The organism is Kosakonia sp. PSU_27 (assembly GCF_039409795.1).
In the GTDB taxonomy this organism is placed as follows: Bacteria; Pseudomonadota; Gammaproteobacteria; order Enterobacterales; family Enterobacteriaceae; genus Kosakonia.
The window spans coordinates 42,166-53,245 of the sequence record NZ_JBCIVK010000006.1 but is presented as its reverse complement, the minus strand read 5'-3'; the positions used below and the strand labels follow the sequence as shown (position 1 = coordinate 53,245).

The 11,080-nt window shown below is 54.9% G+C and carries 11 protein-coding genes; 10 read left to right on the top strand and 1 reads right to left on the bottom strand.

Features of this window, described 5'->3' with window-relative positions:
- Positions 1-211 precede the first annotated feature (211 nt).
- Complete coding sequence (gene nudE / locus AAIG26_RS16045; RefSeq protein WP_343180959.1) at positions 212-772, top strand: ADP compounds hydrolase NudE; 561 nt, start codon at positions 212-214, stop codon at positions 770-772.
- Between the two features lie 78 nt (positions 773-850).
- Here nudE and mrcA read toward each other — a convergent pair whose 3' ends face one another.
- On the bottom strand, positions 851-3,403 hold the full coding sequence (mrcA, locus tag AAIG26_RS16040) for a peptidoglycan glycosyltransferase/peptidoglycan DD-transpeptidase MrcA (protein ID WP_020455545.1): 2,553 nt from the start codon (positions 3,401-3,403) through the stop codon (positions 851-853).
- 119 nt (positions 3,404-3,522) lie between these two features.
- Here mrcA and AAIG26_RS16035 point away from each other — a divergent pair, with 119 nt between their 5' ends.
- The 9 genes from AAIG26_RS16035 (at position 3,523) to dam (ending at position 11,059) form a co-directional block, all read left to right on the top strand.
- The gene (locus AAIG26_RS16035) at positions 3,523-4,308 is read left to right on the top strand and encodes a DNA utilization protein HofM (RefSeq protein ID WP_097406495.1); all 786 of its coding nucleotides are present in this window, start codon (positions 3,523-3,525) and stop codon (positions 4,306-4,308) included.
- Complete coding sequence (locus AAIG26_RS16030; protein ID WP_343180958.1) at positions 4,308-4,844, top strand: PilN domain-containing protein; 537 nt, start codon at positions 4,308-4,310, stop codon at positions 4,842-4,844. The genes AAIG26_RS16035 and AAIG26_RS16030 overlap by 1 nt, the downstream gene beginning before the upstream one ends.
- A complete protein-coding gene (locus tag AAIG26_RS16025; RefSeq protein ID WP_343180957.1) occupies positions 4,828-5,289 on the top strand; it encodes a hypothetical protein in 462 nt (153 codons plus the stop codon). Before AAIG26_RS16030 ends, AAIG26_RS16025 begins: the two co-directional genes overlap by 17 nt.
- Positions 5,279-5,626, top strand: a complete 348-nt coding sequence (locus tag AAIG26_RS16020) for a HofP DNA utilization family protein (RefSeq protein WP_343180956.1) — start codon at positions 5,279-5,281, stop codon at positions 5,624-5,626. Before AAIG26_RS16025 ends, AAIG26_RS16020 begins: the two co-directional genes overlap by 11 nt.
- A complete protein-coding gene (gene hofQ / locus AAIG26_RS16015; protein ID WP_343180955.1) occupies positions 5,592-6,827 on the top strand; it encodes a DNA uptake porin HofQ in 1,236 nt (411 codons plus the stop codon). The genes AAIG26_RS16020 and hofQ overlap by 35 nt, the downstream gene beginning before the upstream one ends.
- Positions 6,828-7,114: 287 nt before the next feature.
- Positions 7,115-7,636 carry a shikimate kinase AroK gene (aroK, locus tag AAIG26_RS16010; RefSeq protein ID WP_017459852.1) on the top strand — a complete coding sequence of 174 codons (522 nt, stop codon included), beginning with the start codon at positions 7,115-7,117 and terminating at the stop codon, positions 7,634-7,636.
- A 55-nt stretch (positions 7,637-7,691) separates the two neighbouring features.
- Entirely contained in the window at positions 7,692-8,780 is a 1,089-nt protein-coding gene (gene aroB / locus AAIG26_RS16005; protein ID WP_097406500.1) for a 3-dehydroquinate synthase, read from the top strand.
- Positions 8,781-8,868: 88 nt separating this feature from the next.
- Entirely contained in the window at positions 8,869-10,170 is a 1,302-nt protein-coding gene (gene damX / locus AAIG26_RS16000; RefSeq protein WP_343180954.1) for a cell division protein DamX, read from the top strand.
- A 67-nt stretch (positions 10,171-10,237) separates the two neighbouring features.
- The gene (dam, locus tag AAIG26_RS15995) at positions 10,238-11,059 is read left to right on the top strand and encodes an adenine-specific DNA-methyltransferase (RefSeq protein ID WP_020455537.1); all 822 of its coding nucleotides are present in this window, start codon (positions 10,238-10,240) and stop codon (positions 11,057-11,059) included.
- Positions 11,060-11,080: the final 21 nt, after the last annotated feature.

The following is an 11,080-nucleotide window of genomic DNA, read 5'->3' as shown; positions in this document are numbered from 1 at the left end:
AAGCGCATACCAATGTCAAAGAGAATAGCAAAACCACCCTAACGGGAATATCAGCAAATTCTTAGTTTTATTTCAAGCTATTGACTTTTGGGTTAAATTGGGAATTGATTTCGAAGAGGTTGCAGGAATGTAAATTAGCGGCAAAGTACATTGCCCAAACAGTGCGTAGTGTCGCACAATAACGAAAGTTTCTCTGCAAAGACCGATAATAATGAGCGAATCATTGCAAAAACCCACCATTCTTAACGTAAAAACGGTCGCGTCTTCACGACTTTTTAACGTAGAACGTGTGGATCTGGAATTCAGTAACGGCGTGCGCCGTGTTTATGAACGTATGCGCCCCTCTACGCACGAAGCCGTGATGATTGTGCCAATTGTTGACGATCACCTGATCCTGATCCGCGAATATGCGGTTGGCACTGAATCCTACGAACTGGGATTTTCCAAGGGTCTTATCGATCCGGGTGAGAGTATATACGAAGCGGCGAACCGTGAACTAAAAGAAGAAGTCGGATTTGGCGCAAAAGAGCTTACTTTTCTGAAAAAACTCAGTATGGCGCCTTCTTACTTCTCCAGCAAAATGAACATTATCGTGGCAGAAGATCTCTATCCTGAGTCGCTGCCGGGTGATGAACCAGAACCGCTACCGCAGGTACGCTGGCCGCTGAAGCATTTGATGGACCTGCTGGAAGATCCTGATTTCAACGAAGCCCGCAATGTCAGCGCGCTGTTTTTGGTTCGCGAATGGCTAAAAGGCCGGGGGCGGCTCTGAACGCACAAAAGAATAAATGAAAAGGGCGCATTCGCGCCCTTTTTGCTGTCTGTCAGCCGGGACAAGCCCGGCGCAGAATTAAAACAGCTCGTGAGACTCACCGTTATCCATTAACGTGGTCCCCACTTCATGGACGGCTTGCTGCGTTGGCTGCGTCCCTTCGATAAAGTACTCCTGGCGGCTGCTACCACCGTTCGCCAGTTGGCCGGTGCTGCGGTCGATATTCACCGTCACTATGCCCGGTGGCGGGGTTAATGGCTCTTCAGGAACCCCATCCAGCACGACTTTCATATACGCATCCCAGGCAGGTTGTGCGCTTTTCGCGCCGCCTTCGTAGCCGGAAATCTGATCTTTAATCGCGCCGGAGGCGGTAGTACGCCCCAAATCCCTGCGATGATCGTCAAAGCCGATCCAAACGGAGGTCACCACACCCGGGCCATAACCCGAGAACCAGGCATCTTTCGAACTGTTCGTGGTCCCGGTTTTACCGCCAATATCATTGCGTTTGAGATCGCGACCTGCGCGCCAGCCTGTGCCCTGCCAGCCGGGCTCGCCAAAGATGTTACTGTTCAGCGCGCTTTTGATCAAAAACGACAGCGGGGTGCTAATAACATGTGGCGCGTACTCTTCGGCGCCGCTTCTTTGCACCAGCGCCTGGTTGGCTTGCTCAAGCTGCGGCTGCGGTACGGCTGCGTTCTGCTGCTCTTGTGAGGTGGCGACGTTTTCCATGTCTTTGTTTTCCAGCACGTTCGATTTCGGCGTATCGCCGTAAATCACCGGAATATCACAATCGGCACAGGCGATTTTCGGACGTACTTCAAACAGCACGTTGCCCTGATCGTTTTCGATTTTGGTAATGAAATACGGATCGATCAGGAAACCACCGTTCGCCATCACCGAATAACCGCGGGCAACCTGCATTGGTGTAAAGGAAGCAGAGCCCAACGCCAGCGATTCGGTGTGAACAATGTTTTGCGCCGGGAAGCCGAAACGCTGCAGATATTCCGCCGCGTAATCCACACCCATTGCGCGCATTGCACGCACCATCACCACGTTTTTAGACTGCCCCAAACCCTGGCGTAAACGAATCGGACCGGCATACTCGTCCGGCGAGTTTTTTGGTCGCCAGTCGGAGCCTGCGCCCGCGTCCCAGCGGGAAATTGGCGCATCATTCAGAATGCTCGCCAGCGTCAGGCCCTTATCCATTGCTGCGGTGTAAAGGAACGGCTTGATGTTAGAACCCACCTGGCGCAGCGCCTGTGTCGCGCGGTTAAACTTGCTTTGGTTGAAATCGAAGCCGCCCACCAGCGCCAATACGGCGCCGTTACGTGGGTTAATGGAAACCAGCGCCGAGTTAACGTCCGGCACCTGTGCCAGCCACCACGCGTCATCCACCTGGCGAACCCAAATCTGCTGTCCGGCCTGCACCACGTCGGTGACTTTGCGCGGCGTTGCGCCTTGTTGCGTATCGGAACGATAAGGACGCGCCCAGCGCATGCCTTCCATGCGCAAAGAGACCGAGGTGCCATCGGCCATCATCGCCGTCGCTTCTTGCGGATTGGCACTGGTCACCACTGCTGGCGAGAGCGGGCCATAAGACGGCAGCGTTTTCAGGGAATCGGTGATTTTTTTACTGTCCCACGCCGCTTCGCCCACTTTCCACAACACATTCGACGGGCCGCGATAACCATGGCGCATGTCGTAATCCATCACGTTATTACGCACGGCGGCCTGCGCGGCTTGCTGCACTTTGCGGGTGATGGTGGTGTAAACGCGGTAGCCATCTTCGTAGGCTTTATCGCCATAGCGATTGACCAAATCCTGGCGCACCATTTCGGAAAGGTAAGGCGCGGAAAAAGCGATTTCCGGCGCATGGTAATTGGCATCGATAGCTTCACCGCGCGCTTGATCATACTGCTGCTCGGTGATGTAGCCTTCGCTCTCCATACGTGCCAGCACCACATTACGGCGCGCGGTAGCGCGATCAAGTGAATAGAGCGGGTTAAACGTAGACGGTGCCTTTGGCAGACCGGCAATCACCGCCATTTCACTCAGTGTTAACTGATCGACCGATTTCCCAAAGTACACCTGTGCTGCAGCGCCCACGCCGTACGCACGGTAACCGAGGTAGATCTTATTGAGATAAAGCTCAAGGATCTCATCTTTGCTCAGCAACTGTTCAATGCGGATCGCCAGGAACACCTCTTTAAGCTTACGCATCAGCGTGCGTTCCGGACTTAAGAAAAAGTTACGTGCCAGCTGTTGGGTAATCGTACTTGCGCCCTGCGACGCACGTCCGGAAAACATCGCCACGCTGGCGGCGCGGAAAATCCCCACCGGGTCAACACCGTGATGTTCATAAAAACGGCTATCTTCCGTGGCGATAAACGCTTTAACCATTTCAGGCGGGATTTGATTCAGCGTCAGCGGAATACGGCGTTTTTCGCCATATTGCGCGATCAATTCGCCGTCAGCGCTGTAGACCTGCATCGGAATTTGTAGCCGCACGTCTTTCAGCGTGGCGACGTCAGGTAGCTGTGGCTCAATATATTTGTACAGACCGTAAATCGAGCCTGCTCCCAGCAGAATGCAACATACTGCAAGGATGAATAAATACTTTACGAACTTCACTGGAGATTTCCCATTTAGAGTCATTTGGGCAGTTTATAAACAACCGCGCGGTAGTATAAAGGCAAGCCTGATGCATTGATATAGCGTCATCCAGCGAGACGATAAGGAGATCGGGAATTATGGCATTCAGGCACTGGCAAATTGGTTTGCATATTCAACAAGATGGCATCTTCATTGTCGCCCTTGCCGCCGGGCGTCGCGGCCAGGCGCTGCGCCGTTGGTGGCACCTTCCGCTATCCCCTGGCGTCGTGGTGCAGGGGCGAATAAAAGCGCCAGAAGAACTGCTCAATGTTTTGCGGCCCTGGCGGCAAACCCTACCGCAACGCCATTGCGTACGCATGGCATTTCCTGCGGGGCAAACCCTGCAAAAAAAGCTGCCGCGACCGGCAGTCACGCTGCGCGAACCTGCTTTAACAAGCTGGGTTTCGCAGGCAATGGCGCGTGAACTGGAGATGGCAGAAAACGATCTCTGTTTCGACTTCACCGAAGATGAACCCGGCAAAGCGTACGGCGTTACTGCTGCACAAAATAAAGATGTGGCGTCACTGCTGGAGATAGCACAGACATTATCTCTTCATCTTTCCTCTATTACCCCGGATGCCAGTGCATTACAGCCATTATTACCCTGGCTTACTCCACCGGCTCGTTGTCTGGCGTGGTGTGATGAGCGCCAGTGGCTGTGGGCCACGAGAGAGAGCTGGGGGCGACGTGCGCGCGAAGAGGCTGAAAATGCCGCCCGGCTTGCCGCCGTGCTTGGACTGCCCGCAGACGAAATCGCGCAGTGCGGCGGGATGCCCGGAGGATTTGACTGCTGGAGCGCGGTCCCGTCGCGCCAGGCACCATTACCCGATAGCGGAGAACGCTACGCGATAGCGCTGGGACTGGCTGTTGCCAGGGGATACTGATGCAGCCCGTCGTGAATTTTCTCCCCTGGCGGCGTCAAAAGCGGTTGCGCTGCATTCGTCGCTGGTGCGCGGTTTTTATCGCAACAGCGGTGGTGATTGTGCCTGGCGGCGCATTATGGCGGGCATCCGCTGTGGCTGGTCTGCGCCAGGCCACGCTGTGGCAGCAATCTGATGCCGCCTTACTTGCAGGGTTGCACGCCGCCGAGCAGCCGTTGCAGCTTCGACACCAGCGCTGGCAGCAGGAGCAGGCGCAGCGATTACGGTTTCAGCGTACCGAAGCGTGGCGACAGACGTTGCTTACCCTGGCGGAAAATTTGCCGCCCAATGCCTGGCTTACTGCTCTGCGCTGGCAGCAAAACCAGCTTGAAATCACTGGCCTGGCCGGCTCTTTTAACGCATTAAGCGAGCTTGAGCAACGGTTGCAGAAAACGGCAGGGTTTCAGCTACAACCCGCAGGCACCGTAGAGCGTGATGCGCAAGGGCGCTGGCAATTCCACTACCAACTGAACCGGGAGCGTGATGATGCTCAACCCTGATGTCTGGTTTGCTTTATCACTACGAACGCGGGTGCTTTGTTGGCTACTCAGCTCACTTTGCGCGCTGGCACTTTTATGGTGGCTGGCGATAAGTCCAGTCAAAGAGACGCAAATGCGGCTGGTTGATCAACAACAGCAACAACACATGAAGCTGCGCGCGCAGTGGCAAAAGTTACATGCGCTGGTGCCGCCGTCAGAATCCGTGATCTTGCCGCAACGTCGGGCATTTAGCCCGCTGGATTTTCAGTCGCAGGGGCGCCAGCTTGCCCGCTGGCAGCCTGCCCAGGGTGGTGGAGAGTTAGTGCTTGCGACCGGCTGGGAAGGCGTGGTTGAGACATTTTCACTGCTAACGGCGAGCGGCATGCAGGTTCCTGCGTTTTCATTAATGGCTGGTGAAGGCGCGCTGAATTTTACGTTGCGAGTGGAGCAGGACAATGCGAATTAGTCGTCTGTTACTGGCCGCGCTGCTCAGCCTGTTTCTGTGCGGCATGCGCGACCCTTTCCAGCCACCGCAGGATATCTGCCGAACTGCCCAGCTCAGCAACTGGCATTTTCACGGCGCGGTGGCGGGGGATCAACCGATAGGGATCGTGCGTGATACCACCGGGCGCTGGTATCGCTTTATTGTCGGCGAAACGCTGCCCACCGGATGGCGCGTTGTCGCCATCCAACAGGATGAAATGCTGATTGAGATTGGCGAAGAGTGCACACCAGCGCAATGGCGCTGGCAACGAGAAGGAACTCAACATGCGAAAATGGATAGCGAGCGCGATGCTCTTTAGCCTGCCGCTTGCCGGCGCGCAGACATCACGTGTCGTCACAATGACCGTCGACGACGTGCCAGTCACCCAGGTATTGCAGGCGCTGGTTGCGCTGGAGAAGCAGAACATGGTGATTTCACCTGAGGTCAGCGGCACGGTGTCGCTGAATCTCAAAGAGGTCCCCTGGCAGCAGGCGCTCCAAACCGTTGCCGCCAGTGCCGGATTAACGTTACACCAGCAGGGCAACATCTGGCAGGTCTATACGACGGCATGGCGGCAGCAAAAGCAGGCGGAGCAGGAGGCCGCTCAGCGCCAGCGCAAGCAGAATATACCCTTGCAAACACGCAGTTTTGTGTTGCGCTATGCCGACGCGGTAGAGCTGGCAAAAGCCGGAGAAAAACTGCTCAGCCCACAAGGGGCGATGACGGTTGATGTGCGGCTTAACCGGTTACTGGTGCGTGATAATAAAGAAGGGCTCGCCGCACTGGAAAAATGGGTCACACAGATGGATCTACCGGTCGAGCAGGTAGAGCTGGCGGCTTATATTGTCACCATCAATGAAAAAAGCCTGCGCGAGTTGGGGGTGAAATGGGGACTGGCGCAGGATAAACCCGCAGCGCGTGGGCGACTTAGCGGTGTTTCTGCCGATCTCTCGGTTCCGGATGCCAGTACGCGCGTCAGCTTTAATATCGGCAGTATCAACGCCCAACTGCTGGAGCTGGAGTTGTCAGCCCTTGAGCAAAAACAGCAGCTTGAAATTATCGCCAGCCCACGCTTGTTGGCTTCTCACCGCCAGCCGGCGAGTATTAAGCAGGGGAGCGAAATACCTTATCAGGTTGCCAGCGGCGATAGCGGTAGCACGGCGGTAGAATTTAAAGAGGCGGTGCTGGGGATGGAAGTTACACCGACGGTGCTGCCCGATAACCGTGTGCGGCTGAAGCTGCGCATTAGCCAAAATATGCCAGGCCAGGTGCTACAGCAAGCAGGGGGCGAGGCGATGGCGATTGACAAGCAGGAAATTGAAACGCAGGTAGAGGTTAAAAGCGGCGATACGCTGGCGCTTGGTGGGATCTTCTCACAAAAGAACTCCGCCGACAGGGCGCAGGTTCCTGGTTTAGGCTCAATTCCAGGTATCGGCAGGTTATTTCGCCAGGACGCCAAAGATAATGAGCGGCGCGAGCTGGTGGTGTTTATTACGCCCAGGCTGGCGGCGGTACATTAAATCTGCCGTAACTCCCCCTTTTTCAATGGAACTTGGTTCATGTGTTTGACGTGAGACATGATTTAGCTTACAAGGAGTACCGATTTGAGCGTCAGTGGTCTCCGTCGAACAATGAGCAGCATGAAGGATTGCGTGTTTATTCAGTTGCCAAACAAGCCGGAGTACTGAGATAATTTTCGATCTGACTCTCGCACTATCGCATATGAGGTTTCAGTTCATGTCCTGCTACGCCGAGTCTTTGCGAAGCGGGTTTATCATCAACGAATAGTCTTAGTAGTACCGAAAAAATGGCAGAGAAACGCAATATCTTTCTGGTTGGGCCTATGGGTGCCGGCAAAAGCACTATTGGGCGTCAGTTAGCTCAACAACTCAATATGGAATTTTACGATTCTGATCAAGAGATTGAGAAACGAACCGGAGCTGATGTGGGCTGGGTCTTCGATGTTGAAGGTGAAGAAGGCTTCCGCGATCGCGAAGAAAAAATCATCAATGAGCTGACGGAAAAACAGGGCATCGTACTGGCGACCGGCGGTGGCTCTGTGAAGTCTCGCGAGACCCGTAATCGTCTCTCCGCCCGTGGCGTAGTGGTTTATCTGGAAACCACTATCGAAAAGCAATTAGCTCGCACTCAACGTGACAAAAAACGCCCGCTTCTGCAGGTGGATACACCGCCGCGCGAAGTACTGGAAGCGTTGGCCGACGAACGTAATCCGTTGTATGAAGAGATTGCCGACGTGACCATTCGCACCGACGATCAGAGTGCTAAAGTGGTGGCAAACCAGATTATTCATATGCTGGAAAGCAACTAATTCTGGCTTAATTCACACGCCTGCGGGTTTAAGCAACTAAGGTGGATGTCGCGTCATGGAGAGGATCACAGTCACTCTCGGGGAACGTAGTTACCCTATCACCATCGCGGCTGGTCTGTTTAACGATCCAGCTTCCTTCTCGCCTCTGAAGTCTGGTGATCAGGTTATGCTGGTCACCAATGAAACACTGGCTCCGCTCTATCTTGATAAAGTCCGCCATGTTCTTGAACAGGCTGGCGTGAAAGTGGATAGCGTGATTCTGCCGGATGGCGAGCAGTACAAAAGCCTTGCGGTGATGGACACGGTCTTTACCGCATTGTTGCAAAAACCCCATGGGCGCGATACCACACTGGTCGCGCTGGGCGGTGGAGTGGTGGGCGATTTGACCGGCTTTGCGGCCGCCAGCTATCAGCGCGGTGTGCGCTTTATTCAAGTGCCGACCACGCTCCTTTCTCAGGTTGATTCCTCTGTTGGCGGCAAAACAGCGGTGAACCACCCCCTCGGCAAAAACATGATCGGCGCGTTTTATCAGCCTGCGTCGGTGATTGTCGATCTTGATTGTCTGGCTACGCTTCCTGCCCGCGAATTATCGTCCGGCCTCGCGGAAGTGATCAAATACGGCATTATTCTCGACGGCGAGTTCTTTGACTGGCTGGAACAGAACATGGATGCGTTGCTGCGCCTTGATGGTCCGGCGATGGCGTACTGTATTCGTCGTTGTTGTGAGCTGAAAGCAGAAGTTGTTGCCGCCGATGAGCGGGAAACAGGCTTACGTGCTTTACTGAATCTGGGGCATACCTTCGGCCACGCTATTGAAGCGGAAATGGGCTACGGGAACTGGTTGCACGGTGAAGCTGTCGCGGCAGGTATGGTGATGGCGGCGCATGCATCTGAACGTCTTGGCCAGTTCAGCAAAGCGGATACGCAGCGTATAAAAGCGCTGCTGAAACGAGCAGGTTTGCCGGTACAAGGCCCGCAGGAGATGTCCGCGCAGGCTTATTTACCGCACATGATGCGCGATAAAAAAGTGCTGGCGGGAGAGATGCGTTTAGTGCTCCCGTTGGCAATAGGGAAGAGTGAAGTTCGCGGCGGAGTGCCGCACGACGTAGTACTTGGCGCTATTGCTGATTGCCAGCAGGCGTAACTATTAGAAAGGTCTGGTCACGCACCGCGTGGCGTTTAACTTCGGGCGGGATGCATGATGTGGCATACGCCTTTGTGTGGGGTGTTAAATGGATGAATTCAAACCAGAAGACGAGCTGAAACCCGATCCCAGCGATCGTCGTACTGGTCGTTCTCGCCAATCTTCCGAGCGTGTCGATGAACCGCAGATCAACTTTGATGATGTTGATGTCGATGCGGACGAACGCCGCCCTTCTCGCAGCCGCCGGGCGCGTGATGAGCGTGAAGAAGAGAGCTATGAAGAAGATGAAAACGCGTATGACGAGGAGCGCGAAGAGCGCCGTCCGCGTAAACGTAAGAAAGCGGCAGCCGCGAAACCCGCTTCCCGTCAATATGTGATGATGGGCGTCGGCATTCTGGTTCTGCTTCTGTTAATCATCGGCATCGGTTCCGCGCTGAAATCCCCCGCACCGACAACGAGTAATGAACAAAACGCACCGGCGGAGAAAAGCATCGATCTCTCTGCAGGCAATAACAACGCCAGCAATACCGGTGCCGCAGATCAGGCAAATGGCGCACAGCCAGCACCTGCTCAGCAACCCACTTCAGGCAATGCACCTGCGCAGCAGGATGTCTCGCTGCCACCAATTTCTTCTACGCCATCACAAGCTGAAGCTCCTGCCGCGCCTGCGGGCCAGCAGCGTGTTGAAGTGCAGGGCGATCTGAATAACGCACTGACTCAGCCACAAAATCAGTCGCAGATTGATAACGCGGTGAATTCGACGCTGCCAACTGAACCTGCAACAGTTGCGCCGGTACGTAACGGCAATGGCGCTGCTGCGCGTCAGCAACAATCTGCTGCAGCTCAAAGCCATACCGCTGCGCCGCGTGCCGAACGCAAACAGATGGTGATCGAGCCGAAGGCGGTTGCTAAAGAGCCAGTGGCGAAAGCAGAACCGAAAGCCGAATCCAAACCGGTTGCTCAGCCGCCGAAACGCACTGAAACCGCCGCGACCTCGCCGGTAAAAGCGCCTGCGGTAACATCGTCACCAGTGCAAACTCAGGCTAAAGCCGCGACTGCACCTGCAGCCAGCGCCGCGCCTGCGGCAAGCGCTGCTGCCGCCACCGGGAATGTTGGAGCGTTAAAATCTGCGCCGGGTAACCACTACACGCTGCAGTTGAGCAGTTCCTCGAACTCTAACAACCTGAATGCATGGGCGAAGAAAGAGAATCTGAAAAACTTCGTGGTTTACCAGACAACGCGTAACGGTCAGCCGTGGTACGTGCTGGTGAGCGGTGTGTACGCATCTAAAGACGATGCGAAACGCGCTGTCGCGGCGTTGCCGGCAGACGTACAGGCGAAAAATCCCTGGGCCAAACCGATACATCAGGTTCAGGCCGATCTGAAGTAATGTATAAAGCGCAGGATGCTGTCGGAGCTTTCTCCACAGCCGGAGAGAGTGTAAGTAATCAGTCAGCATGAAAAAGAATCGCGCTTTTTTGAAATGGGCAGGGGGGAAATACCCCCTGCTGGACGATATCGGAAGGCATCTGCCGCAGGGTGAATGCCTTATCGAGCCGTTCGTCGGCGCGGGTTCGGTGTTTCTCAACACGTCGTTCTCCCGCTATATCCTCGCTGATATCAACAGCGATTTGATTAGCCTCTATAACATCGTTAAAGACCAGCCTGACGAGTATGTGCGCCAGGCGCGGGCGTTGTTTGCCCCTGCGACAAACCAGTCCGTGGTTTACTATCAGCTACGCGAAGAGTTTAACCAGTGCCAGGATCCTTTCCGGCGTGCGCTGCTGTTTTTATACCTCAATCGCCATGGCTACAACGGCCTGTGCCGCTATAATTTGCGCGGTGAATTCAACGTGCCTTTCGGGCGTTATAAGAAACCCTATTTCCCGGAAGCGGAGTTGTATCACTTCGCCGAAAAAGCGCAGAATGCCTTTTTTTACTGCGAGTCTTACGCAGATAGCATGGCGCGCGCGGACGAGAACTCCGTGGTCTACTGCGATCCGCCTTACGCCCCGCTGTCGGCGACGGCCAATTTTACGGCGTATCACACCAACAGTTTCAGTCTTGAGCAGCAGGCGCATTTGGCGGCGATTGCCGAAAGCCTGGTGCAAAACCGGATCCCGGTATTGATTTCCAACCACGACACGCTATTAACGCGTGAGTGGTACAGTCAGGCAAAATTGCACGTGGTAAAAGTGCGGCGCAGTATCAGCAGTAACGGTGGTACACGTAAAAAGGTGGATGAGCTGCTGGCACTCTATCGCCCGGCTCCGCGATAATTCGCATTCACCGCGCTGCCT